Source organism: Streptomyces hokutonensis (genome assembly GCF_042751305.1).
Taxonomy (GTDB): Bacteria; Actinomycetota; Actinomycetes; order Streptomycetales; family Streptomycetaceae; genus Streptomyces; species Streptomyces hokutonensis_A.
This window is the reverse complement of record NZ_JBHYWD010000001.1, coordinates 1,027,041-1,051,493: the sequence shown is the minus strand read 5'-3', so window position 1 is coordinate 1,051,493 and position 24,453 is coordinate 1,027,041. Positions and strand designations below refer to the sequence as shown.

Below are 24,453 nucleotides of genomic sequence, written 5' to 3'. Positions count from 1 at the left end.
GGCGGCACACGGCCACCAGCGCGGTCAGCCGCCGAGTGCCGCGCCGACCACGGCCTTGGCCTCCTCCTGCACCTGAGCGAGGTGGTCGGGGCCGAGGAAGGACTCGGCGTAGATCTTGTACACATCCTCGGTGCCGGAGGGCCGCGCCGCGAACCAGGCGTTGGCGGTGGTCACCTTGATGCCGCCGAGGGCCGCGCCGTTGCCGGGCGCCTCGGTGAGCACGCCGGTGACGGGCTCGCCGGCCAGGGTGTCGGCGGTGACCTGCGCGGGCGAGAGCTTGGCGAGCAGCGCCTTCTCCTCGCGCGACGCGGGGGCGTCGATCCGGGCGTAGGCCGGGGTGCCGAAGCGGTCGGTGAGGGCGGCGTAGTGCTGCGAAGGCGTCTTCCCGGTGACGGCGGTGATCTCGCTGGCGAGCAGGGCGAGGATGATGCCGTCCTTGTCGGTGGTCCACACTGAGCCGTCCCGGCGCAGGAAGGAGGCGCCGGCCGACTCCTCGCCGCCGAAACCGAGCGAGCCGTCGACCAGGCCGTCCACGAACCACTTGAAGCCGACGGGCACCTCGACGAGCCGGCGCCCGAGGTCGGCGGCGACCCGGTCGATCATCGACGAGGACACCAGCGTCTTGCCGACCCCGGCGTCCGCGGGCCACTGCTCACGGTGGGCGTAGAGGTACGAAATGGCCACGGCCAGATAGTGGTTGGGGTTCATCAGGCCCGCGTCCGGGGTGACGATGCCGTGCCGGTCGGAGTCGGCGTCGTTTCCCGTGGCGATGTCGAAACGGTCGCGCTGGGCGATCAGCGAGGCCATCGCGTACGGCGACGAGCAGTCCATGCGGATCTTGCCGTCCCAGTCCAGCGTCATGAACCGCCAGGTCGGGTCCGTGAGCGGATTGACCACGGTCAGGTCGAGCCGGTGCTCGTCGGCGATCCGGCCCCAGTAGGCGACGGACGCCCCGCCCAGCGGGTCGGCGCCGATCCGCACCCCGGCCGTCCGGATCGCGTCCAGGTCGAGGACGCTCGGCAGGTCGGCGACATACGTGCCGAGGAAGTCGTAGCGGCCCGTGCCCGGGGCGGCGAGCGCCCGCGTGTACGGGACACGGCGGACGTCCTTCATGCCGCCGGCGATGATCTCGTTGGCGCGGTCCTGGATCCAGGAGGTGATCTCGGAGCCGGCCGGTCCGCCGTTGGGCGGGTTGTACTTGAAGCCTCCGTCTGCGGGCGGGTTGTGCGAGGGGGTGACCACGACGCCGTCCGCGAGGCCCGAGGTCCGGCCGCGGTTGTGGGTGAGGATGGCGTGCGACACCGCCGGGGTGGGTGTGTAGCCGTCCGCGCTGTCGATGAGGACGGTGACCTCGTTGGCGGCGAACACCTCCAGCGCGGTGACCTGCGCGGGCTCGGACAGCGCGTGGGTGTCGGCGCCGAGGAAGAGCGGGCCGTCGGTGCCCTGGCCGGACCGGTACTCGCAGATGGCCTGGCTGGTGGCGGCGATGTGGTCCTCGTTGAACGCCGTGTTCAGGGAGGACCCGCGGTGCCCGGAGGTGCCGAACGCCACGCGCTGCCCCGGCTCGGCGGGGTCCGGGTGCAGCGCGTAGTACGCGGTGACCAGTCGGGCCACGTCTACGAGATCCTCTGCACGGGCCTGTTCGCCCGCTCGCTCGTATGGCATCTGCCCGCTCCTCCGTGTCGACCGACTTCGCGTACGGCCCCATCTTTGCTCGTCAGGGGCGCCTTTCGCGAGTACACCCCCGCCGCCTGTGGAAAACCCGGGCCTCCGCTGTCCGTCAGTAGCGGTGTCGCCTGTCCAGTCGCTTCAGGACCGCGCCCGCCATGGCCGCCTCGCCCTTCGCGTTGGGATGCGCCGGAGCCGCCGGGGAGGCCGGCTGCAGCGGCTCTATCCAGCGGTCGGCGGGTGCCTTGCACATGTCGTGGCCGACGGTCGGGCCGTAGGTGTCGACGTACTCCGCGCCGTTGAGCGCGGCCACCAGACGGAGCATCAGGTTGAGGCGCTTGCCGGTGTCGCGCAGGTAGGGGAAGTCCTTGGCGGCGAACGGCACCGAGGGATAACAGCCGCTGCCGTCGTCGGGCAGGAGGTCCGGGTAGCCCACGACGAGCACGCGCGCGTGCGGTGCCTTCTTGTGGACCGCGCGCAGCACCTTGGTCACCTTCGGCGCGGTGTTGAGGATGTTCAGCACCAACTGGTCGACACCGGAGGAGTTGTAGTAGCGCTGGCAGGGGTTGCCCGTGAGGTCCGTGGCGCTGAGCTTGGCGCAGGTGCCGATGATGGTGCTGAACCCGATGTCGTTGCCGCCGATCTGGACGGTCACCAGGTCCGTGTCCCGCTGTACGGCGTCCAGTTGGGGCGGGTTGGTGCCCTGCGCCTGCCACATCTCCGCGGTCGTCGCCCCGCTGCAGCTCACGTCCGTGAGGACGGTCCCTTTCTGGTCGGCCGTCACCACCGAGGGGTAGTTGTGGTCGGAGCGGGCGCAGTTGGCGTCCACCTGGGTCGGTATGTACGGGCCCGACGTGTAGGAGTCCCCGAGCGCCACGTACTGCGTGGTGCGGTCGTGGCCGTGGCCCGAGTCGTGTGCCGCCGCGGGCGCCGCGGACGCGACGACGAGGGCGCAGCCGCTGACCGCCGCCGCGACCGCCACGGCCCTGCCCCGGTGGTGCGCCGACGCTGCCGGATGCGTCTCACGGTTCATGGAGTTCCTCCCCCAGGTAGGAGACGGCGCGACAGGACACCCCGACGTGGTCGTCTCTCCTTCAACTGGCCTTGTATACCGGTCGGTAGTCCCGAGGTGCCAGAGGTCGGAAGGGAGGAGTTCGCTGCCCCCGGAGGCAAGGCCCGCCGAAATGGTTCGGCCGGTTCGGTGGCCGGTTCCCGGCGCAACGCACATGGACCGCCTCCGCCGGGTATCTCTACGGCAGGCACCAACGCGCTTGGGGGTGGGGGGAGTTGGCGCTGTTGACGCAGAGGTTGCGGAGGAACGAGAAGCGCGCGTCGCGCCGTTCGCGGCGGCGGGAGACGATCCGCGCGCTGCGCGCCCAGGGACTCTACGGCCCCGGACTGCGCGAGGTGCTGCCCGCGCTCATGGTCGTGGCCCTCCTCGTGTGCGGGATCGTGGCCGGCCTCGCCGAGGCGTACCGCGCCCTCGGCACCGGCGCGCTCGTCGGCGGTCTGGCGCTGCTCGGGGTGATCGCCGTGGCCGCGGTCGTGCACCACCGGCCGCTGGCCCGTCGCCGCCTGGGTTTCTACACGCCCGAGGAGATCGCGGACCTGGACGTGGAGGGCCTCGCGCTGGCCGTGTCCCGGATGCTGCGCCGCGACGGCTGGCGGGCGCTCGCCCGGCCCGACGCACTGGGCCAACCGCGGGTGCGGGCCCGCGACCGGCGCGGTCGCCGTCTGGAGGTGGCCTTCCGGCCGGTCGCCGAACCGCTGCCCGACGAGGAGGCGCCGGCGCGCTCGGGGCGCACGGCCGGCTCCGGGCCGCACCTACGGCTCGTCGTCCACCGGGGGACCTTCAGCGGACGTGATGTGCAGTGGGCGCGCCGACAGGGCGGCGTCCAGCTCATCGACGGCACGCGATTACGGCGCTGGGCCCACGGCACTCCCCTGCACCGGCTGACCGACGTCCCGTGAAACGCGGAACGAGCCGCGGGCACGACACCCACGACTCGTTCACGGTACGGCTCGTCAGCCCTCGCAGTGGTTGCCCGACGCCGGGTTCAGCAGACCGATCACGTTGATCGAGTTGCCGCACACGTTGAGGTCCAGGTCGATGGGGATCTGGACGACGTTTCCGGAGAGCACGCCCGGGCTGTCGACGGCGACACCGACGGGGTCGGGGTCCGCGCTCGCCGTACCGGCGCACAAGAGCAACGCCGCTCCGGCAAGACCCACCGCGGCCGTCAGACGCTTCCTCATGAAGAACTCCTGTCACTCGGGGGGCATGTCCCTCCACGCTGAGGGTGCTCCCGGGGGTGACGACACTCTTCGGCGTCCGAACGGGTGGCGGCCGTCCTCCAGGCCGTCCCTCCAGGCCGCCCGCTCAGCCCGTCAGCCCGGCGGCGACCGTCGCCCCGAGTTCCCAGCAGGCCTCGATACCCGACCTGTCGGGCTCCCCGGTGAGCGTCACCGGCTCCGCCGCACGCCGCCAGCCCAGCCCGGTCGTGATCGACTCGATGCCGCGCACGGCTCCCGTCACGTCGCTCCCGCCGTGCACGTAGTACCCGAAGGGCCTGCCGCGCGTCTCGTCCAGGCACGGGTAGTAGACCTGGTCGAAGAAGTGCTTCAGCGCGCCGGACATGTAGCCGAGGTTCGCGGGCGTGCCGAGCAGATACCCGTCGGCGCCCAGCACGTCGGACGCGGTCGCGGACAGGGCGGCACGCCGTACGACCTGCACGTTCTCGATCTCTGGCGTGGTGGCTCCGGAGACGACGGCTTCGAACATCGCCTGGCAGTTGGGCGAGGGGGTGTGATGGACGATCAGGAGGGTGGGCACGGGGTGAACCTACCCTTCGGCCGGGTACACCTTGGTCACCTTGCCCTGCGGATCGGCCTCGAGATAACCGCTCCCGTAGTCGTCACCCAGATAGACGGACATGTGTGCAGGGTCGTTGAAGACCTTCCACGTGCCCTTGACCAACAAGTAGCGGGACGTCGGATTCTTGACATTGAGCACCTTCGCCGCACGGGCGAGCAATGCCGGAACGGCGTCCCACTGGAACTTCCGCAAGTCCACCGGCTCCCACCCGTCCCCCAACTTGCCGTTGATGATGCCCTTCTCCACGCCGCTACCGGGGCGGTAGGTGTACGTGTCGTACTTGGTCTTGCTGCCCTCGACCATTACCTCTGCAATGACATATCCGGGATAGACGCTCAGGTCGCCGAAGCTGTCCCGCCCCGTCTCCTTCTCGATGGCCTTGATCGCGGTACGGATGCCATTGGGGGTGAGCAGGTCGGTGGTCTTCGCGGAGCCCGAGTTGGAAGGCGTGGCCGTGGGTGAACTCTGCTGTGTCTGTCCGGTGGCGCCCGGGGACTTGGTCGCACCCTTGTCGTCGCTGTTCCCGCCCGGCAGCACCTTCCAGGCGAGCGTCCCGATCAGCAGTACGCCCACGACGCTGGAGGCGACCGCGACGCCCGGTCGCCCGCGTTGGCGTACCGCCTGCATGTCGTCGGTGGGCGGCAGCGCCGGCGGGGCCGGAGGTGCGAGCGGGTAGGACGTGGTCTCGGGGCCGCGGGCCACCGGCTGGACAGCCGCCGCGGCCAGCATCCGGCCCACCGTCCCGGCGTCCGGCCGTGCCTCGGGATCGCGGACCAGGACGCAGGACAGCATCGGTGTCAGTGACCCGGCCCGTACCGGTGGCGGGACCTCCTCCTGGAGTACGGCGGCCAGGGTGGCCAGTGTCGTACCGCGCCGGAGCGGGTGGTGGCCCTCGACGGCGACGTAGAGCATCATCGCCAGGGACCACAGGTCGGCGGCGGGGCCGCCGCTGTGGCCGGAGACGCGTTCCGGGGCCATGTAGTCGGGGGTGCCGATGATGGAGCCGGTGGCGGTGAGAGCCGTGGCGTCGCGGATCGCGGCGATGCCGAAGTCCGTGAGGACGGGGCGGCCGTCGGTGCGCAGCAGGACGTTGGCGGGTTTCACGTCGCGGTGCTGGACGCCCGCAGCGTGTGCCGCGTTGAGGGCGTCGAGCACTCCGGAGCCGAGCCGGGCGGCCTCGGCCGGTGCCATGGGGCCGCGCTCCAACCGGTCGGCCAGTGAGCCGCCTTGGACGAGTTCCATGACGAGCCAGGGGTAGGTGCCCTCGCCGCCGTCGACGATGTGATGGATCGTCACCACGTTCGGGTGCTCGACCCGGGCCAGCGCTCGTGCCTCGCGCAGGACCCGCTGGCGCAGCATCTCGGCGGCGCCGGGGTCGTACTCGGCGAGGTCGAGGTCCGGCGGCCGGACCTCCTTGACGGCTACGTAACGGTGCAGCAGCAGGTCGCGGGCGCGCCACACGGTGCCCATGCCTCCGCCGCCCAGCCGGGACTCCAGCTCGAAGCGGCCGTCGACAACCCGTCTGTCGGGCTCCCCCTCGTTCATGCGGAGGAGCTTATGTGACGAACGTGCACTCCTGTGCCGCGCGTTCGGTGATTGAGAAACGTCCGGGCCGACCCGCGTGGGCCGACCCGGACGTCAGGTGGTGCGGACTGCTCAGATCAGGTCGAAGCGGTCCAGGTTGGAGACCTTGACCCACGCGTCGACGAAGTCCTTCACGAACTTCTCCTTCGCGTCGTCGCTCGCGTAGACCTCGGCGAGCGCGCGCAGCTCGGAGTTCGAGCCGAAGACGAGGTCGGCACGGGTGCCGGTCCACTTGACCGCGCCGGAGGCGTCACGGGCCTCGAAGGTCTGCTGGTCCGAGGAGGTCGAGGACCAGGTGGTGCCCAGGTCGAGCAGGTTGACGAAGAAGTCGTTCGTCAGCGTGCCCACCTTGTCGGTGAGGACACCGTGGGTGGACTGGCCCTGGTTGGCGCCCAGGACCCGCAGGCCGCCGACGAGGACGGTCAGCTCGGGGGCGGTCAGCGTGAGCAGGTTGGCCCGGTCGAGCAGCAGGTACTCGGCGGGGAGGCGGTTGCCCTTGCCGAGGTAGTTGCGGAAGCCGTCGGAGGTGGGCTCCAGCGCCGCGAACGACTCGACGTCCGTGTGCTCCTCGGTCGCGTCGACACGGCCCGGAGTGAAGGGGACCTCCACGTCGACGCCGCCGTCCTTGGCGGCCTTCTCGACCGCGGCGGCACCGCCGAGGACGATCAGGTCGGCGAGGGAGACCTTCTTGGCGCCGGAGTTGAACTCCGCCTGGATGCCTTCGAGGACCCGCAGCACCTGCGCGAGCTGGTCGGGGTCGTTGGCCTCCCAGCCGCGCTGCGGCTCCAGGCGGATGCGGGCACCGTTGGCGCCGCCGCGCTTGTCGCTGCCCCGGTGGGTGGAGGCGGAGGCCCACGCGACGGACACGAGCTGCGAGACGGTCAGGTCCGAGGCGAGGATCTTCGCCTTGAGGGCCGTGATGTCGGCGGCGTCGATGGCCTCGCCCTCGGCGGCCGGCAGCGGGTCCTGCCACAGCAGGGTCTCGGACGGGACCTCCGGGCCGAGGTACAGGGACTTCGGGCCCAGGTCACGGTGGGTCAGCTTGTACCAGGCGCGGGCGAAGGCGTCCGCGAACTCGGCCGGGTTCTCGTGGAAGCGCTTCGAGATCTCACCGTAGATCGGGTCGAAGCGCAGCGAGAGGTCGGTGGTGAGCATCGTGGGGAGCTTCTTGGCGTCGCTGTGGGCGTCCGGGATGATCGCCTCGGCGTCCTTGGCCACCCACTGGTTGGCGCCGGCGGGGCTCTGGGTGAGCTCCCACTCGTAGCCGAAGAGGATGTCGAAGAAGTCGTTGCTCCACTGGGTGGGCTTGGTGGTCCAGGTGACCTCGAGGCCGGAGGTGATGGCGTCGCCGCCCTTGCCGGTGCCGTAGGTGGACTTCCAGCCGAGGCCCTGCTGCTCCAGCGGGGCGGCCTCGGGGTCGTCGCCGACCGATTCGGCCGGGCCGGCGCCGTGGGTCTTGCCGAAGGTGTGGCCACCGGCGATGAGGGCGACGGTCTCCTCGTCGTTCATCGCCATGCGGCGGAAGGTCTCACGGATGTCGCGGGCCGCGGCCAGCGGGTCCGGGTTGCCGTTGGGGCCCTCGGGGTTGACGTAGATGAGGCCCATCTGGACGGCGCCGAGCGGGTTCTCCAGCTCGCGGTCGCCGGTGTAGCGCTGGTCGTCGAGCCAGGTGGTCTCGGGACCCCAGTAGACGTCCTCGTCGGCCTCCCAGACGTCGGCGCGGCCGCCGCCGAAGCCGAAGGTCTCGAAGCCCATGGTCTCCAGCGCGACGTTGCCGGTGAGGATCATGAGGTCGGCCCAGGAGATGGACTGGCCGTACTTCTTCTTGACCGGCCACAGCAGACGGCGGGCCTTGTCGAGGTTGCCGTTGTCCGGCCAGCTGTTGAGCGGGGCGAAGCGCTGCTGGCCGCGGCCGCCACCGCCGCGGCCGTCGCTGATGCGGTAGGTGCCGGCGCTGTGCCAGGCCATGCGGATCATCAGCGGGCCGTAGTTGCCGAAGTCGGCCGGCCACCAGTCCTGCGAGGTGGTCAGCACCTCGGCGATGTCCTGTTTGACGGCCGCGAGGTCGAGGGCCTCGAAGGCAGCGGCGTAGTCGAAGTCCGCGCCGAGCGGGTTCGCGACCACCGGGTCCTTGGCGAGGATCTTCAGGTTGAGCCGCTCGGGCCACCACTGACGGTTGCCGCCGCCCTGGGTCGGGTGCGGGGCGCGTCCGTGCGCGACGGGGCAGCCCCCGGCATCCTCCGACTTCGCGTCCGTGACGATTGCGTCGTGGTTCTCAGACATGGGAATCCTTCCAAACGGGGTGGATCACGTGACTCAGGAACTGGGGGCAGCGGTACAGGTGGGGCACAGACCCCAGTAGATGACCTCGGCCTCGTCGATCGAGAAGCCGTGGTCGTCGGAGGCGGTCAGGCAGGGTGCCTCGCCGACCGCGCAGTCGACGTCGGCGACGACACCGCACGACCTGCACATGAGGTGGTGGTGGTTGTCGCCGACGCGTCCTTCGAAGCGGGCGGGACTGCCGGCCGGTTCGATACGGCGTATGAGTCCGGCCGAGGTCAGCGCGTGGAGGGCGTCGTACACGGCCTGGAGCGATATGTGTCCTACGCGGTCACGGACCCCGGACGCGACCGCCTCGACATCGAGGTGGTCGCCGTGCCGGACGGTCTCGAGCAGCGCGACGCGGGCTGCCGTCACCCGCAGGCCGGCACCGCGCAGCTCCTCGGCGGTGGTCGGAGGCGGGGAAGCGGTCATGGCGCTCAACCTACAGCCATAAACACGAGTGATTCAAGAAAACAAACGGTTCAAGTTAGATGTCGTGCCGGGGTGGCCGATGTGGAACGGTCCCAGGTGGTGGCGGTGACCCCAACGTTCCCGCAATGCGGTCTTGCGAACTTTGCCGGTCTCGGTGAGCGGGAGCTCACGGACGGTGTCGAGGTAGCGGGGCACCGCGAACGGGGGCAGCTCCTCCGCCTCCGCCGGCCCGGAAGCCACGGGGAAACGTCCCGGTCCTCGGCTCCTCGGCGTGCACAAGGTCCGGGTAGCCGCCCCCGACCATCGCGGGGACGTCCCCGTCGATGCCGACGAGGGCGAGGAAGAACGCGCCGTCGTTCTGGGCGATCGAGGCGCAGATCGGTTTGATCAGGCGGGCGTCGGCCTCGATGTCGTCGGTCAACTCGCAGAGCGCGGACACGGTCACCGGCAGTTTCCCGGCGCTCCGGCCGGCCGCATCGGCGCCCTCCCCGACCCGGGCCGTGGCGGCGGCCAGGGTGCGCGGCGAGACACCGCTGAGCAGGATGACCCAGTCGGCGATCTCCCGGCGAGGCGCAGATTCCGGGGGTCCGCCGGCCGCCAGGTGCAGCGGCACGGACGGCTGCGGGTCGCGGGGCCGGGAGCGGACCTAGCCCTCGAAGTCCCCCTCGCGCCCGTCCAGCGGGGCGCGCGGCATGGTCAGCCCCTCGCGCAGTGCCGCCGAGCCGGTCTGCGGCAGTCCCGCGGGTCCTACGGAGCTGTTGCCCATGCCCGGGCCGAAGGCGAGCCTGCCGGGCGCGAGTTCGGCGACGCTGCGCGCGGCCGGCGCGACGACGGACGGATGCCGGGTGGCCAGGTTGGTGACGGCGGTGCCGAGGCCGATCCGCTCGGTGGCGAAGGCCGCGGCGGTGAGGGTGGTGAACACGTCCCGCCACAGCAACTGCGAGTCGGGGAACCACACTTGGTCGAAGCCGAGCTCCTCGGCCCGCCGTACGGTGCGGGCCACCCGGTCCGCCCGGTCGCAGGGCGGGACGCGCACGCCGATCCGCAGCGGTTCCGCGCCGACGCCCACCGGGTCGACGCCCACCGATATGTCGCAGTTCATGAGAAGGACCCTCGGGACGAGCCGGAGGCCATCTACCAGCAGCGGTCCGCTCAGCGATCCGCTGCCGGATTATGCGCCGGTGCTGCTGAATGCGATGACCGCGATCGGTTGGACGCGTGCGGCGGGCGCGGGCAGAGTGGGCGGGGTGAACCACATCGCAGATCCGGGGCGCTACGACAGCACGATGCGCTACCGCCGCACGGGCCGCTCGGGGCTCGACCTGCCTCTTCTGTCGCTGGGCTACTGGCACAACTTCGGTGACGACCGGCCGTTCGAGACCCAGCGCGAGATCGCGCTGCGCGCCTTCGACCTCGGCATCACCCACCACGACCTGGCCAACAACTACGGCCCTCCCTACGGCGCCGCCGAGTCCAACTTCGGCCGGCTGCTGAAGCAGGACCTCGCGCCGTACCGGGACGAGCTGATCGTCTCCACCAAGGCCGGCTGGGACATGTGGCCCGGCCCCTACGGCCAGGGCGGCGGCTCCCGCAAATACGTGCTGGCCTCCCTCGACCAGTCCCTCAAGCGGACCGGCCTCGACTACGTGGACATCTTCTACTCCCACCGCCTCGACGCCGGCACCCCGCTCGAGGAGACAATGGGCGCGCTGGACACCGCCGTCCGCCAGGGCAAGGCGCTCTACGTCGGCATCTCGTCCTACGACGCCGAGCGCTCCCGCGAGGCCGCCGCGATCCTCCGCGAGCTGGGCACTCCGCTGCTCATCCACCAGCCGTCGTACAGCATGCTCAACCGCTGGATAGAGACCGACGGGCTGCTGGACGCCGCACGGGACGAGGGCTTCGGGGTCATCGGTTTCACCGCGCTGGCACAGGGGCTGCTGACCGGGCGGTACCTGGACGGTATTCCGGAGGGGTCGCGGGCCGCGCAGGGCACGTCGTTCGACGCGGGCTGGCTGACCGAGGACATGGTGCGCAGGCTGCGGGCGCTGAACGACATCGCGGCCAAGCGCGGTCAGACCCTGGCGCAGATGGCGCTCGCCTGGGCGCTGCGCGACGAACGGGTCACCTCACTGGTCATCGGCGCCTCGCGCGCGGAGCAGCTCGAACAGAACGTGGCCGCGCTGGACAACCTCGACTTCAGCGCCGAGGAGCTGGCCGAGATCGACTCGTACGCCGTCGACGGCGGGGTGGATCTGTGGCAGGACGCGCGGACTGGGAAACTCGGCTGAGTTCCGAGGTGCCGCCGGGTGCCTCGCAGGACGCAGCGGAGGCATGGAGTACATGACAGTTGACGGCTCGGTCGAGCACCTGGACGGCACCAGCGGCGGCGAGAGGGCCCCGACCACGCAGGCGGTGCTGGAGTCCCTGACTCCCAGCGCGACCTTCCTCGTCGTCACCGTGGAGCCGGGCGGCGAGGAGGCGGTGCGCCAACTCCTCGGCGATCTGGGCGGGTTGATCCGGTCCATCGGCTTCCGCGCCCCGGACGGGCGGCTCAGCTGCGTGACCGGTGTCGGATCGGAGGCCTGGGACCGGCTCTTCGACGGGCCGCGCCCCGCCGAGCTGCATCCGTTCCAGGAACTCACTGGTTCCCGCCACACCGCCGTCTCCACCCCCGGCGACCTGCTGTTCCACATCAAGGCCGTACGGGCCGACCTCTGCTTCGAGTTGGTCACCGAGATCATGGGCCGGCTCGGCGGCGCGGTCGCCGTGCGCGACGAGGTGTCCGGGTTCCAGTACTTCGACGTACGGGATCTGCTGGGCTTCGTCGACGGCACCGAGAACCCCGTCGGGGAGGCGGCCCGCCAGGCGGTGGTGGTCGGCGGCGAGGACCCGGAGTTCGCGGGCGGCAGCTATGTGATCGTGCAGAAGTACGTCCACGACATGGCGGCCTGGAACGCGTTGACGGTCGAGCAGCAGGAACGGGCCGTCGGACGCACGAAGTTGACCAACATGGAGATGGACGACGACGTCAAACCGGCCGACTCGCACATCGCGCTCAACGTCATCACGGGCCCGGACGGCACCGAGCGGAAGATCCTGCGCGACAACATGCCGTTCGGCAGCGCGGCACAGGGCGAGTTCGGCACCTACTTCATCGGGTACGCCCGCACCCCCTCGGTCACCGAACAGATGCTGCGGAACATGTTCCTGGGCACCGACTCCGCGTCCCACGACCGCATCCTGGACTTCTCCACGGCCGTCACCGGGAGTCTCTTCTTCGTCCCCTCGGCGGACTTCCTGGAGGACCTGCCCGCCTCTCCAGGACAGCCAACTTAAGTGAACGGTTGACCAGCCGTTGACACCCCTGTCCGCCGGGCGCCCAATGAGGCCCGGACACGGCACCCGGCCGACCGGCCAACTGCCGTGCAGGACAGGGGGATTGCGGTATGCAGGTTCCCGCTCCGTTCGAGTACCAGCGGGTCGGCAGCGTGGGCGAGGCGGTCGCGCTGCTCGACCAGCTGGGCGACACGGCACGGCTGGTGGCCGGCGGGCACAGTCTGATCCCGATGATGAAGTTGCGGCCGGCCAACTTCGGGTACCTGATCGACATCAACGACCTGCACGACGAGCTGGGTTACGTCCGCGTCGAACCCGGGCTGATCCGCATCGGCGCGATGACCCGGCACCGCGAATTGCTGGAGTCGGACGAACTCGCCGCCGCCTTCCCGGTGTTCCGTGACGCCGAGCGCGTCATCGCCGACCCCGTGGTACGCAACCGGGGCACGCTCGGCGGCTCGCCGTGCCAGGCCGATCCGTCCGAAGACCTGTCCGCCGTGTGCACGACGCTCGACGCGAGCTGCGTGATCCAGGGCATGGACGGCGAACGGGTGGTGTCCATGGAGGACTTCCACCGGGGACCGTTCGAGACTGCCGTGGGCGACGCGGAGATCCTTACCGAGGTCCGCTTCCCGGTCCGCCCGAACGGGTCCAGCGCGTACGAGAAGGTCGAACGGCGGGCCGGGGACTGGGCGGTGGTGTCGGCCGGCGCGGCAGTGTGGCTGAACGGTGACGGACTGATCGCCGACGCCCGGGTGGGTCTCGCCGCCGTGGGACCCAACACGGCCGGCATCCCCGGCATCGCCGACGCCCTGCGCGGCCGGCGCCCGACCGAGGAACTGTACGGACGAGCCGGGGACCTCGCCGGCGAGGCCGGCTCCCCCGTGACCGACCGGCGCGGCAGCGCCGAGTACAAGCGCCATCCGGCACGGGAGTTGACCGTGCGCGTGCTGCGCCGGGCCGTGGCCCGCATCGACGGACAGGAGGTGTGATCGTGCAGGTGAGCATGACTGTGAACGGCGAAGTGGTCACCCGGGAGACAAGCGCACCTGTTCGCCGAGAGTCATGGTCGCGTCGAGAGCCGTGCGAACACAGGAAAAGCACAGGCTGGAGAGTTCAGCGGTGGGTCAAGGCCCGTACATCGCAAGGGTGTTGACGTGCACACACCGGACTGCGATGGTCTGGACCTGGCGCATCCAGTAGCGCCCCCCACCGCCAAGAAACTGGAGTCGGCGTGCCCGAACTGACACCCCCCACCGACAGCCCGGCGAGAACTCCGAAGTCCCGCGGCCGGCGCCTGCGCCGCTCCGCCGTCGTCACCGTCCTCGGTGCGCTGGCCCTCGTGGTCGGCCAGGCGACGGCCGCCCAGGCGAATGTCCTCACCCTGCTCCCCCAGAACGCCGACGGCCTGGAGCAGACCTTCTCCCCGGCCTACGACTACGACGGCGACGGCTGCTACGCCACGGCCGCCATCGGTCTGGACGGCACCATCAACCCCGGGCTGAAGCTCGGCGGCGACGTCAACGGGCACTGCCACGACATGGCCCAGCTGAACAACGCCAACACGTACTCCCGCGAGAAGTGCAACAACGACTGGTGCGCGGTGATGTACGCCAGCTACTTCGAGAAGGACCAGGTCACGCTGGGTCCGGCGGCGATCGGGCACACCCACGACTGGGAGCACGTCGTGGTGTGGATCAAGGACAACACGGTCCAGTACGTGTCGGTGTCGCAGCACTCCGCCTACCAGGTGTCGGCGGCCTCGGGGGTGCGCTTCGACGGCACACACCCCAAGATCGTCTACCACAAGGACGGCATCGGCTCGCACGACTTCCGCTTCGCCAACACCAACGACGAGCCCGCGGAGAACGCCACCGGCAACTGGTTCTACCCACGTCTGGTGGGCTGGAACGGCTACCCGGCCGGCCTCAAGGACAAGCTTCTGGCCGCCGACTTCGGTTCGGCCACGCTGAAGATCAGGGACAGCGACTTCGACTACGCCCTGTCCATCGCGAAGCCGTCCGGCATCTCGTTCGACCCGAACGCGTGATGCCGGCCCGGCCTCGGGATCGTGGCTATGGGCGGGTCTCGTACCGCGCTTTCGGGGCCGGGTGGATGTTCTGGTTGAGGCGGAAGACGTTGTCCGGGTCGCGGTCGGCCTTGATGCGGGCCAGCCGGTCGTAGTTGCCCCGGTAACTGGCCCGGACGCGTTCCTGTCCCTCGTCCATCATCATGTTCACGTAGGCGCCGCCCGCCGAGTACGGGTGCAGGGCCTCCTGGTAGTCGACGGTCCACCTCTTGATGAGGTCGGCGTTGGCGGGGTCCCCGTCAACGCCGGCGAACACGGATGCCCAGGTCGCGTCGCGATAGGCCCACGGAGTCTCGTCGTTGCCGACGTCGTGGGCGGCGCCGTCGATCGGGTAGAGGTGCATCGTCGACTGCGGGGTGGGGACCTCGGCACCGAACTTGGCGTGGAGTTGCACGGCCTCGTCGGAGATCTCGTTGACGAAGTCTGCGCGCCAGTACCACTGGTCGCCGGGCGGGTAGAGCCCGTCGAACATGCCCTGCATGTCAGGGTGTTGCATCGGTCCGGGCGCGTGCAGAAGTGGTGCCGGCAGGGCGTCGAGCAGCGGGGCCATCTCGTGTGCGGCGGCCTCGGTGTCGCCGCCGGTCCAGCACCACACGACTCCCGCCGTCTTGCGCAGCTGGATCTCCTCGGGGAACGGCGGGGCGGGCGGGACAGTGCCGTAGAGGAAGAACGCGTTCAGTTCGCGGGGTGCGCCGGGCAGGAACTCCCGGTAGGCGGTGAGGACTTCGGCGCTGATCTCGACCGGCCAGAAGGTGGGTCCTGCGACGACCGTGCTGATCTCGTGCAGCCGGAACAGGAACGAGGTGACGACGCCGAAGTTGCCGCCGCCGCCCCGGACCGCCCAGAACAGGTCGGTGTTCTCGTCGGCGCTCGCCCGCACCCGGCTGCCGTCGGCGAGGACGAGCTCGGCCTCCAGCAGGTTGTCGATGGTCAGCCCGCACTTGCGGGTGAGGTGGCCGAGCCCGCCGCCGGTGGCGATGCCGCCGACGCCGGTGGTGGAGATGATGCCGCTGGGAGTGGCGAGCCCGTACGCGTTCGTGGAACGGTCCACCTCGCCCCACACACAGCCGCCGCCGACCCGGACCGTACGGGCCTCGGGGTCCACGTGGATGTCCTTCAGCGGTGAGAGGTCGGCGACCACTCCCCCGTCGACGGTGCCGAGTCCGGCCCCGTGGTGGCCACCGCCGCGTACCGCGAGGGGCAGGTCGTGGGCGCGCGCGAAGGCGATCACGCGGGCCACGGCGTCCGCGTCGGCGCAGCGCGCGATCAGCGCGGGCCGTTTGTCGATCATCGCGTTGTAGACGGCGCGGGCCTCCGGATAGGCGGAGTCCTCGGGGCCGATCAACTCTCCGGTGAAGTCGGTCAGTTCACGGGATGCGGCTTGTGCGGGCGTGCTGGACATGCGGTTCCCCGTTCCTGGTGTTCTGGGTGACCTGCATGTTCTATTTCGCCCGGACCTGTGCGGGCATCCGTGCCCGTCACCCAGCTCGGTGATGTCGGGTACCTACGTTTCACGGTAGGGCAGCAGCCCGAGTTCCGCAGCGCGGGCGGCGGCCCGTCGCCGGGTGGGCGCGTCGAGCTTCTCCAGGACGGCGTGTACGTGGTTGTCGACGGTCCGGACGGAGACCACGAGCCGGTCGGCGATCTCGGGGTTCGTGAGGCCTTTCACAAGCAGTCGCAGGACCTGGAGCTGCCGTTCCGTGAGACCGCCCGGGTTGCCCCTGGTCGCCGCGTGCGGGCCGCGCGGGATGCGGCGCACACCGAGGCCTCGCAGTTCGGTGCGGACGAGGCGGGCGAGGGGTTCGGCACCGAGTGCGTCGAGTTGGGCGAGGGCGGTGAGTTTGTCGGCCGGGTCGGGGCTCTCGGCCAGCGCGGAGGCGTGTTCGTAGGGGCAGCCAGCCTGCTGCCACAGGTCCGCGGCCCGCTTCCACTCCCCCGCCGCCTGCAGCGCGTATGGGTGGTCACTGTCTTCTGCGGGCACGGCGTGCCCGACTTTGGTGAGCCAGTAGCCGAGTTCGGCCCGGTAGGGCCCGTAGTCGAGCCGCCCGGCCTGCGCGTGGACCGGTGCCGCCGCCTCGGCCGCCGCCGCGTGGTCGCCGCGCAGCCAGGCCGCCTCCGCCCGTGCGGCGGCCACCGGTCCGGTGCGCTGGAGTTCCTGGGTCCGTACGGCGATCTCCCAGGCCTGGTCGAGGAGTTCACCGGCGCCGGGCCTGCCGCGGCGGACCCGCACCCGGGCCAGGACGGTCAGCGCGGGACAGCGGGCCGGTACGAACTCGTGCATCCCGTACTCGGCGTGCCGCTCGGCGTCCTCCCAGTCGGCGGCAGCGAGTCGGCGCATGGCCTGCTCGACGTGCAGGTAGTTGAGGAACCCCAAGTGCTCGGCGCGGTCGGCGAGTTCCATGGCCGGGGGCAGGAAGCGGTCGGCCTCGGCGTACTGGAGGTTGTCGAGGAGGGACCAGATGATGTTGGCGTAGGACCGGCAGGCGTGCTCGACCTCCCCTGCGACGAGCGCCACGGCGAGGCTCTCCTCCAGCTGCCGTCGCCCGTCCGGGTCTCCGCCGCGCCAGCGGGCTGCGCCCACGTTGTTGAGGGCGTGGGCCAGGATCGCGGCGTCGTCCGCGCGCCGGGCCAGGGCGATGGCGCGCTCGCCGTGCGCGATGGCCTCGGCGTACCGGTCGGACAGCATCCGCAGTTGAGCGGTGTTGCTGAGCGCGAGGGCCAACAGCCTGTCGTCACCGGCGTGTTCGAGGACGGCGATGGCCTCGCGTGCCGCCTCCTGGGCCTCCTCCGCGTGGCCCGCCCACCAGTGGATGCGGGAGAGCCAGCGCAGGTCGGCGCCGAGCGCGAGGGTGTCGCCGAGAGAGCGGCGCAGGGCCACGGCCTCGCGCTGGGCGGCGACGGCCTCGACGGAGTCGGCGAGGGTGTAGCACTCCACGGCGTAGCGTTCGAGCAGGTCGGCGAGTTCGGCGGGGGTGTAGCGGTGCCGCTGTCGCAGTACGAGCCGGAGATGAGCGGCGGCCTCGCGGTGGGCGCCGGCCTCGGTGGCGTCGCGGGCGGCGTCGGGGCCGTAGCGGGCGATGGCGTCCTGGTCGCCGGCCTGCGCGGCGTGGTGGACGATGCGGGCCGGGTCGGAGCCGGGCCGGGCCACGAGCGCGGTGAGCACCCGCCGGTCGAGGTCGATTCGGCGGGCTGTGGGCAGTGAGTCGGCGACGGCCCGGCGGATCAACTCGTGGCGGAACGCGACCCGTTCGGGGGTGACGGTGAGCAGTCCGCGTTGTTCGGCGGCGGCGAGCCCGGCCACGCCGTCCGCCAACAGCGCGTCGACGAGGGTGCGTTCGACGGCGGAGGGGACCACGGCGAGCTGCTCCAGCGCGTCGACGCTGCGGCCGTAGAGTCCGCGCAGCCGGGCGAGCACCGCGTCGACGACCGTCGGGGGCACGGTCCCGGTGCCGCCGGCCGCGAGGATCTCGGTGACGAAGAAGGGGTTGCCGGAGGTCACCTCGTACACCTGGGCCGGGTCGAGCCGGCTGGCCGAACTGAGCGTGCGCACGGCCGACCTGGAGAGGCGGGCCAGCGGCAGCCGGTGCACGCGGTCCGCGCGGGAGACCTGCCCGAGGAGATGGCGCAGGGGGTGCTCGCGGCTCAACTCGTCGTCCCGGTAGGTGAGGACGAGTACGGCGGGCAGCTGTGCCATCCGCCGGACCAGGAAGCGCAGTGCGTCCAGTGAGGCCTCGTCGGCCCAGTGGACGTCCTCGACGACGAGCACCGCCGGATGCGGTACACCGGACAGCTCACCTTGCAGGGCTTCGTAGACGCGGTGGCGGTCGCCGCCCTCCATGACGGCCCGGGCGAGTTCGGCGCCGACGCTGCCGATCAGGTCGCGGAAGGGGCCGAGGGGGCGGCGGGTGGCGAGGTCGTCGCACTGGCCCAGGAGGATGCGGGTGTGCTGCGGCAGCCGCTCGGGCATGGCCCTGATCAGGCTCGACTTGCCGATGCCGGCCTCGCCGAAGACGAGCGCGACGGATCCGGCCCCGTCCGCCGCCTCACGCGCGGCCGCGGCCAGCCGTACCAGCTCCGGCTCGCGTTCCAGGATCCCCCGATCCACGGCGTCGATTCTGCCACTCGGAGGGGAAATCCCGTACGGGTGTCACATTCCGGACCCGCGCCGCCCGCTTGAGTCCGGACGCCCACGGAACCGGACCCGACCGGCTCAGCGGGTAGTTCGCGCACCCCGCTGTCCGGGCCGGACCGGTCTGATCTGGTGCCGGCGGCGCGGTTTGGGGGCGTCGAGCATGCTGACGCCGTTGTAGTTCCGGCCGTGCACGTAGAACGTGGGCGCGGCGACGAAGGTGACGGCGATGGCGATCACGCTGATCGGGAAGAGGACCGGCAGCGACTGCCCCTCGGGGAGGGTCTTGCCGCCCTCGTGGACGGCGTAGGCGAACGCGGCGAAGAAGACGACGGCGCAGACCACGCCGATGACCCTCAGGACGGCGGAGAGCGTGCGGGTGAAGGACTGGTCGCGGACCTCGGCCAGCAGGGACGCCGAGCACTCGGTGCAGGTCAGCTCCACCGTCTGCTTGCCCGACGGGGGCCGTTTAACCACGTAGTGGGCGGCGGACCAGGTGATCGTGCGCGTCCTCGGCGCGAGGAAGCCTCCCGTGACCTTGTCACTGAGTATGTGCCGGACTGCGACCTCCGCGGTCCCCGCTGTGTTCATGGTTCCTCCGACACGCACCCTGACGATCATCACGAAGTTCGCACAGTGTGACCTGTGGGAACCGGCCGCTCAATGGTCCTGGTGATTTCTTTTCCTTCGCCTACAACTTCTCAACTCAGGTACGACCTGCGGGACTTCTCCGGTCGCACCTCTTGACGGCTTTGGTGCAGACCTTTAGGTTCACCAGCCAACAGACCTCCCATGAATGCATTCCACGCTCACATATGTGAACGCGCGTGTTCACCTCTCACCGCCCTCACGCCGGCGGCGTCCACCCCCCACCCCAGGACGAAAGGCTCCCTCGTCATGCAACGCCTCGCCCTGCGCTGCGCCCTCGCGCTCTCCCTCGGCCTCACCGCCGTCGGCACCCTCGCAGCCCCCTCCGCCTCGGCCGCGACCGGCACCATCACCGGCCTCGGCGGCAAGTGTCTCGACGTGGCCGGCGCCGGCTCTGCCGACGGCACGGCCGTACAGCTCTACGACTGCAACGGCACCGCCGCCCAGCAGTGGACGGTCGGCTCCGACGGCACCATCAGAGCCCTCGGCAAGTGCCTCGACGTCACCGGCAATTCGACGGCCAACGGCGCCCAGCTCCAGCTCTGGACGTGCGCAGGCAGCGCCAACCAGCAGTGGACGGTCACGGCCGCGCGCGACATCGTGAACCCGGCCGCCAACAAGTGCCTCGACGTCACCGGGAGTTCGACGGCCAACGGCACCCGCACCCAGATCTGGACCTGCTCCGGCGCCGCCAACCAGAAGTGGACGGCCCCCGCCGCGGGCGGCACCACCCCGCCCACGACCGCGCCGATGGCCGTGGCGCCGTACCTCTACAACGGCTGGGGCAACCCGCCCAGCCCCACGACTGTCATGAACGCAACCGGCGTGAAGTGGTTCACGCTGGCGTTCGTCCTGAGCAACGGCTACTGCAACCCGCAGTGGGACGGCGGCCGGGCGCTGACCGGCGGGGTCGACCAGTCGACCATCAACACGGTGCGCGCCAACGGCGGCGATGTCGTCCCGTCCTTCGGCGGCTACAGCGGCAACAAGCTGGAGAGCTCCTGCTCCAGCGCGAGCGAACTGGCGGCGGCCTACCAGAAGGTCATCAGCGCCTACTCGCTGAAGGCCATCGACATCGACATCGAGGCCGACGCGTACAGCAACGGGACCGTGCAGCAGCGGACGGTCGACGCGCTCAAGACCGTCAAGGCCAACAACCCGGGCATCAAGGTGTACGTCACCATCGGCACCGGGCAGAGCGGGCCCGACACCAGCCTCATCAACCGGGCCGCCTCGTCCGGGCTGACCGTCGACGCCTGGACGATCATGCCGTTCGACTTCGGTGGCGCGGGCCAGAACATGGGCACGCTCACCCAGCGCGCGGCCGAGGGCCTGAAGACCGCGCTGAAGAACGCGTACGGCTACAGCGACGACGCGGCCTACCGGGACATGGGCATCTCGTCGATGAACGGCATCACCGACAACAACGAGACCGTCACCACCGCCGACTTCCAGACCATCCTGAGCTACGCGCAGGCGCACCACCTGGCGCGGCTGACGTTCTGGTCGGCCAACCGTGACCGGCCCTGCCCCGGCGCCTACCCGAACGACGACACCTGCTCGGGCGTGAGCCAGAGCAACTGGCAGTTCACCAGCATCTTCGCCCAGTACACCGGCTGACGGACGCCCTCCGACCATTTCCCCCCAACCCCCCATCACCACAGGAGAATCCGTGCTCAGACGGAAAAGGCCGTCCGGCCGCCACGTCATTCCGAGAGCGCTCACGGCTGTCGCGCTCGTGGCGACCACCGTGACCGGCATCGAGTTCGCCGCGCAGGGCTCCGCGAGCGCCGCGAACTCGGCCGCCGCCGCGATACCGACCGGCTACACCACCGTGGTCAACAAGGGCAGCGGCAAGTGCGTCGACGCCCGCTCGGCCGCGAGCGCCGACGGCACCGCCGTACAGCAGTACACCTGCAACGGAAGCACCGCGCAGAACTGGCAGTTGGTCGCCACCGACAGCGGCTACTACCGCGTCAACAGCAACCTGAACGGCGCCGAGGCCTGGGACGTCACCAACGTCTCGACCGCCGACTCCGCGCCGATCCAACTGTGGACGTACTCCGGCGGCAACAACCAGCAGTGGCTGCCGGTCGCCGAGTCCGACGGCTCCTACCACTTCGTCAACCGCAACAGCGGCAAGTGCCTCGACGTGCCGAGCGCGTCGACCGCCGACAGCGTGCAGCTGGCGCAGTACACCTGCAACGGCACGGCCGCGCAGTCCTTCACGCTGAGCGGCGGCGGTACGACCAACCCGCCGGGCACCCCGGACTTCGGCCCCAACGTGACGGTGTTCGACCCATCGATGTCGGCGGCCGGCATCCAGTCCAAGCTGGACTCGGTCTTCTCCCAGCAGGAGAGCAACCAGTTCGGCTCGGCCCGCCAGGCCCTGCTGTTCAAGCCGGGCACGTACAGCGCGAACGCCAACGTCGGCTTCTACACGCAGGTCGCGGGTCTCGGCTTCTCCCCCGACGACGTGACGATCAACGGCGCGGTGCACGCGGAGGCCGACTGGTTCCAGGGCAACGCGACCCAGAACTTCTGGCGCGACGCCGAGAACCTGTCGGTCAACCCCACGGGCGGCACCGACCGTTGGGCCGTCTCGCAGGCCGCGCCCTACCGGCGCATGCACGTGCGCGGCAACCTGGCGCTGGACGACGGCGGTTGGTCCAGCGGCGGCTTCATCTCCGACACCAAGGTCGACGGCCAGATCCAGTCCGGCTCCCAGCAGCAGTTCCTCACCCGGAACTCCACGATGGGCAGTTGGTCCGGCTCCAACTGGAACATGGTCTTCGTCGGCGACCAGGGCGCGCCCGCCCAGTCCTTCCCGACGTACACCAACGTCGCCAGCTCCCCGACGATCCGCGAGAAGCCCTTCCTCTACGTCGACAGCGCGGGCAACTACCAGGTGTTCGTGCCGGGGTTGCAGTCCAACGCCGTCGGTACGACGTGGAGCGGGAAGACCCCGGCGGGCAAGTCCCTGCCGATCGACCAGTTCTACATCGTCAAGCCCGGCGCGACCGCGGCGGACATGAACACCGCCCTCGCGGCCGGCAAGAACCTCCTGGTCACCCCGGGCGTCTACCACCTCAACCAGACGCTCAACATCACCCGCCCCGACACGGTCGTGCTGGGCATGGGCCTCGCCACCCTCGTGCCGGACGGCGGGATCACCGCGATCTCCACGGCCGACGTGGACGGCATCGAGCTGGCGGGCCTGCTGATCGACGCGGGCGCCACCAACTCCGCGACCCTGGTGCAGATCGGCCCGTCCGGTTCGACGGCCACCCACGCGTCCGACCCGACGCAGTTGTCCGATGTCTTCGTCCGCATCGGCGGCGCAACCGTCGGCAAGGCCACCAACTCCCTTGTCATCAACAGCGCCAACACGATCATCGACCACACCTGGATCTGGCGGGCCGACCACGGCAACTCCGGCACGGTCGGCTGGACCACCAACACGGCGGACACCGGACTGATCGTCAACGGCGCCAACGTGACGGCGTACGGCCTGTTCGTCGAGCACTTCCAGAAGACCCAGGTCGTCTGGAACGGCAACGGAGGCAGAACGTACTTCTTCCAGAACGAGATGCCCTACGACCCGCCGAACCAGGCCTCGTGGATGAACGGCAGCGGCAAGGGCTATCCGGCCTACAAGGTCGCCGCGGGCGTAACCACCCATGAGGCGTGGGGACTTGGCAGCTACTGCTACTTCAGCTCCAACTCCAGCGTGGTGGCCGATCACGCCTTCGAGGTGCCGAGCGTGTCCGGGGTCAAGTTCCACGACATGGTGACCGTCTCGCTGGGCGGGGTCGGCACGATCAGCCACATCATCAACAGCACCGGCGGGCCGTCCAACTCCAGCACCAATGTCGCCTACCTGACCAACTACCCGTAGACCGCACGGAAAGGATCGATCACCCACATGAACACCATCAGATCCGGTTCCACCAGCGCGCTCCTGCGGGTCCTCCTCCTGCTGGCGACGCTGCTGGGCCTCGCGTCCGTACCGCCCGCCGCCCACGCGAGCACCGCGGCAACACCGTTCAAGATCCTCGCGCTCTACAGCGGGACCTACGACGCGGCGCACATCGACTTCGACAAGGAGGCCAACGTCTGGTTCCCGCAGCAGGCGGCGGCGAACGGCTACACCTACACGGCCAGCACCAACTGGGATCTGCTCGCCAACGGCGGGGTCAACGCGTACCAAGTCGTCCTGTTCCTCGACGACTTGCCGCAGACCGCCGCCCAACGCAGCGGATTCGAGGCGTACATGCGGGGTGGCGGCGGCTTCATGGGCTTCCACGTCTCCGCCTTCACGACGAACGCGGCGAGCTGGTCCTGGTACCACAACACGTTGCTCGGCTCGGGGAACTTCGTGTCCAACACCTGGGGTCCGACCTCGGTGACCCTGAAGGTGGAGGACCATTCGATCCCGCCCACCGCCGCCCTGCCGGCCACGTTCACCTCGTCGGTCAGCGAGTGGTACAGCTGGTCCAACGATCTGCGGCAGAACCCGGACATCAAGATCCTGGCGTCGATCGACCCGAGCAGCTTCCCGGTCGGCACCGATCCCAACCAGTCCTGGTACAGCGGGTATTACCCCATCATCTGGACCAACACGAAGTACAAGATGCTGTACGCGAACTTCGGCCACAACGCGATGAACTACACGACCAACACGCGACTGTCGTCGACGTTCGCGAGCGCCACGCAGAACCAGTTCCTGCTGAACGGGCTCAAGTGGCTGGGCGTGGGCGACACTTCGACGCCGCCGACGGACACCCCGATCTCCGAGACGTCCTGGTATTCCGTGCAGAACGGCGGCAACGGCACCTGTGTGGACGCCCGTTCGGCGGCCACGGCCAACGGGACGGCGATCCAGCAGTACGCCTGCAACGGCACGACGGCGCAGCAGTACCAGTTCCGCTCCACCGACAGCGGGTACATGGAGATCACCGCGCGCGGCAACCCCGCACAGGTCATCGACGTGACCGACCGCTCGACGGCCGACAACGCGCCGTTGCAGCTGTGGGCCTACTCCGGCGGCACGAACCAGCAGTGGCAGCCGGTGCGGGAGACGAGCGGGCGCTACCACTTCGTCGCCCGACACAGCGGCAAGTGCCTGAGCGCCGCCACGGCGGCGACCAACAGTGTCCAGCTCACCCAGCGGACCTGTGACGGCTCGACCGCGCAGTCCTTCTCACTCGCCGTGCAGTCCTGAGCCACCGCACGGCAGAACAAGGGCGGCGCCCCCCCCGCGCGCGCGGGGGGGGGGGGGGGTGTTTTTTTCGGCCAAAAAAAGACCGCGGGTGCGATGACAAAATAAATTTTTGTGGAGTATATATAAAAAAAAAGAGATCTGAT

The 24,453-nt window shown here is 70.0% G+C and carries 18 protein-coding genes and 1 pseudogene; 8 read left to right on the top strand and 11 right to left on the bottom strand.

Annotation, left to right across the window (positions count from 1 at the left end):
- Positions 1 to 24 precede the first annotated feature (24 nt).
- Together pgm and ACFXC1_RS04855 are read right to left on the bottom strand one after the other, a co-directional pair.
- The gene (gene pgm, locus ACFXC1_RS04860; RefSeq protein ID WP_381238773.1) at positions 25 to 1,665 is read right to left on the bottom strand and encodes a phosphoglucomutase (alpha-D-glucose-1,6-bisphosphate-dependent); all 1,641 of its coding nucleotides are present in this window, start codon (positions 1,663 to 1,665) and stop codon (positions 25 to 27) included.
- 115 nt (positions 1,666 to 1,780) lie between these two features.
- Complete coding sequence (locus ACFXC1_RS04855) at positions 1,781 to 2,701, bottom strand: SGNH/GDSL hydrolase family protein (protein ID WP_381238772.1); 921 nt, start codon at positions 2,699 to 2,701, stop codon at positions 1,781 to 1,783.
- Between the two features lie 263 nt (positions 2,702 to 2,964).
- On the opposite strand from ACFXC1_RS04855, the gene ACFXC1_RS04850 reads away from it, so the two are divergent.
- Positions 2,965 to 3,639 (top strand): hypothetical protein, encoded by a 675-nt coding sequence (locus tag ACFXC1_RS04850; RefSeq protein WP_381238770.1) that lies wholly within the window; start codon positions 2,965 to 2,967, stop codon positions 3,637 to 3,639.
- 54 nt (positions 3,640 to 3,693) lie between these two features.
- On the opposite strand, the gene ACFXC1_RS04845 is transcribed toward ACFXC1_RS04850, so the two are convergent.
- From ACFXC1_RS04845 to ACFXC1_RS04820, 6 genes and pseudogenes are all read right to left on the bottom strand, one after another.
- The gene (locus ACFXC1_RS04845) at positions 3,694 to 3,924 is read right to left on the bottom strand and encodes a chaplin (RefSeq protein WP_381238767.1); all 231 of its coding nucleotides are present in this window, start codon (positions 3,922 to 3,924) and stop codon (positions 3,694 to 3,696) included.
- A gap of 124 nt (positions 3,925 to 4,048) precedes the next feature.
- On the bottom strand, positions 4,049 to 4,501 hold the full coding sequence (locus ACFXC1_RS04840) for a flavodoxin family protein (protein ID WP_381238764.1): 453 nt from the start codon (positions 4,499 to 4,501) through the stop codon (positions 4,049 to 4,051).
- A 9-nt stretch (positions 4,502 to 4,510) separates the two neighbouring features.
- A complete protein-coding gene (locus tag ACFXC1_RS04835; RefSeq protein WP_381238762.1) occupies positions 4,511 to 6,088 on the bottom strand; it encodes a serine/threonine-protein kinase in 1,578 nt (525 codons plus the stop codon).
- 111 nt (positions 6,089 to 6,199) lie between these two features.
- Positions 6,200 to 8,410 carry a catalase/peroxidase HPI gene (gene katG, locus ACFXC1_RS04830; protein WP_381238759.1) on the bottom strand — a complete coding sequence of 737 codons (2,211 nt, stop codon included), beginning with the start codon at positions 8,408 to 8,410 and terminating at the stop codon, positions 6,200 to 6,202.
- A 33-nt stretch (positions 8,411 to 8,443) separates the two neighbouring features.
- Positions 8,444 to 8,881 (bottom strand): Fur family transcriptional regulator, encoded by a 438-nt coding sequence (locus tag ACFXC1_RS04825; RefSeq protein ID WP_381238757.1) that lies wholly within the window; start codon positions 8,879 to 8,881, stop codon positions 8,444 to 8,446.
- 166 nt (positions 8,882 to 9,047) lie between these two features.
- Positions 9,048 to 9,983: pseudogene (locus ACFXC1_RS04820) on the bottom strand (LLM class flavin-dependent oxidoreductase).
- 145 nt (positions 9,984 to 10,128) lie between these two features.
- Between ACFXC1_RS04820 and mgrA the strand changes: the two are divergent.
- The 4 genes from mgrA (at position 10,129) to ACFXC1_RS04800 (ending at position 14,270) form a co-directional block, all read left to right on the top strand.
- A complete protein-coding gene (gene mgrA / locus ACFXC1_RS04815; protein ID WP_381238755.1) occupies positions 10,129 to 11,172 on the top strand; it encodes an L-glyceraldehyde 3-phosphate reductase in 1,044 nt (347 codons plus the stop codon).
- Between the two features lie 52 nt (positions 11,173 to 11,224).
- Positions 11,225 to 12,220 carry a Dyp-type peroxidase gene (locus ACFXC1_RS04810; RefSeq protein ID WP_381239458.1) on the top strand — a complete coding sequence of 332 codons (996 nt, stop codon included), beginning with the start codon at positions 11,225 to 11,227 and terminating at the stop codon, positions 12,218 to 12,220.
- 110 nt (positions 12,221 to 12,330) lie between these two features.
- A complete protein-coding gene (locus ACFXC1_RS04805) occupies positions 12,331 to 13,212 on the top strand; it encodes an FAD binding domain-containing protein (protein ID WP_381238752.1) in 882 nt (293 codons plus the stop codon).
- Positions 13,213 to 13,517: 305 nt separating this feature from the next.
- On the top strand, positions 13,518 to 14,270 hold the full coding sequence (locus ACFXC1_RS04800) for an NPP1 family protein (RefSeq protein WP_381239455.1): 753 nt from the start codon (positions 13,518 to 13,520) through the stop codon (positions 14,268 to 14,270).
- Between the two features lie 25 nt (positions 14,271 to 14,295).
- On the opposite strand, the gene ACFXC1_RS04795 is transcribed toward ACFXC1_RS04800, so the two are convergent.
- The 3 genes from ACFXC1_RS04795 to ACFXC1_RS04785 form a co-directional block, all read right to left on the bottom strand.
- Positions 14,296 to 15,711 carry an FAD-binding oxidoreductase gene (locus ACFXC1_RS04795; RefSeq protein ID WP_381238749.1) on the bottom strand — a complete coding sequence of 472 codons (1,416 nt, stop codon included), beginning with the start codon at positions 15,709 to 15,711 and terminating at the stop codon, positions 14,296 to 14,298.
- 102 nt (positions 15,712 to 15,813) lie between these two features.
- Entirely contained in the window at positions 15,814 to 18,414 is a 2,601-nt protein-coding gene (locus tag ACFXC1_RS04790) for a helix-turn-helix transcriptional regulator (protein ID WP_381238746.1), read from the bottom strand.
- A gap of 105 nt (positions 18,415 to 18,519) precedes the next feature.
- Positions 18,520 to 19,029, bottom strand: a complete 510-nt coding sequence (locus tag ACFXC1_RS04785) for a hypothetical protein (protein WP_381238744.1) — start codon at positions 19,027 to 19,029, stop codon at positions 18,520 to 18,522.
- Between the two features lie 306 nt (positions 19,030 to 19,335).
- Between ACFXC1_RS04785 and ACFXC1_RS04780 the strand changes: the two genes are divergently transcribed.
- From ACFXC1_RS04780 to ACFXC1_RS04770, 3 genes are read left to right on the top strand one after another with little or no spacing between them, the layout of a single operon-like run.
- On the top strand, positions 19,336 to 20,706 hold the full coding sequence (locus tag ACFXC1_RS04780) for a lectin (RefSeq protein WP_381238741.1): 1,371 nt from the start codon (positions 19,336 to 19,338) through the stop codon (positions 20,704 to 20,706).
- 52 nt (positions 20,707 to 20,758) lie between these two features.
- On the top strand, positions 20,759 to 22,984 hold the full coding sequence (locus tag ACFXC1_RS04775; protein ID WP_381238739.1) for an RICIN domain-containing protein: 2,226 nt from the start codon (positions 20,759 to 20,761) through the stop codon (positions 22,982 to 22,984).
- A 27-nt stretch (positions 22,985 to 23,011) separates the two neighbouring features.
- Entirely contained in the window at positions 23,012 to 24,310 is a 1,299-nt protein-coding gene (locus ACFXC1_RS04770; RefSeq protein WP_381238736.1) for a ThuA domain-containing protein, read from the top strand.
- Positions 24,311 to 24,453: the final 143 nt, after the last annotated feature.

Excerpts from the sequence above, each read along its gene's own strand:
- pgm (WP_381238773.1), bottom strand. The coding sequence starts at position 1,665 with ATGCCATACGAGCGAGCGGGCGAACAGGCCCGTGCAGAGGATCTCGTA.
- ACFXC1_RS04855 (WP_381238772.1), bottom strand. The coding sequence starts at position 2,701 with ATGAACCGTGAGACGCATCCGGCAGCGTCGGCGCACCACCGGGGCAGG.
- ACFXC1_RS04845 (WP_381238767.1), bottom strand. The coding sequence starts at position 3,924 with ATGAGGAAGCGTCTGACGGCCGCGGTGGGTCTTGCCGGAGCGGCGTTG.
- ACFXC1_RS04835 (WP_381238762.1), bottom strand. The coding sequence starts at position 6,088 with ATGAACGAGGGGGAGCCCGACAGACGGGTTGTCGACGGCCGCTTCGAG.
- katG (WP_381238759.1), bottom strand. The coding sequence starts at position 8,410 with ATGTCTGAGAACCACGACGCAATCGTCACGGACGCGAAGTCGGAGGAT.
- ACFXC1_RS04825 (WP_381238757.1), bottom strand. The coding sequence starts at position 8,881 with ATGACCGCTTCCCCGCCTCCGACCACCGCCGAGGAGCTGCGCGGTGCC.
- ACFXC1_RS04810 (WP_381239458.1), top strand. The coding sequence starts at position 11,225 with ATGACAGTTGACGGCTCGGTCGAGCACCTGGACGGCACCAGCGGCGGC.
- ACFXC1_RS04805 (WP_381238752.1), top strand. The coding sequence starts at position 12,331 with ATGCAGGTTCCCGCTCCGTTCGAGTACCAGCGGGTCGGCAGCGTGGGC.
- ACFXC1_RS04795 (WP_381238749.1), bottom strand. The coding sequence starts at position 15,711 with ATGTCCAGCACGCCCGCACAAGCCGCATCCCGTGAACTGACCGACTTC.
- ACFXC1_RS04785 (WP_381238744.1), bottom strand. The coding sequence starts at position 19,029 with ATGAACACAGCGGGGACCGCGGAGGTCGCAGTCCGGCACATACTCAGT.
- ACFXC1_RS04780 (WP_381238741.1), top strand. The coding sequence starts at position 19,336 with ATGCAACGCCTCGCCCTGCGCTGCGCCCTCGCGCTCTCCCTCGGCCTC.
- ACFXC1_RS04770 (WP_381238736.1), top strand. The coding sequence starts at position 23,012 with ATGAACACCATCAGATCCGGTTCCACCAGCGCGCTCCTGCGGGTCCTC.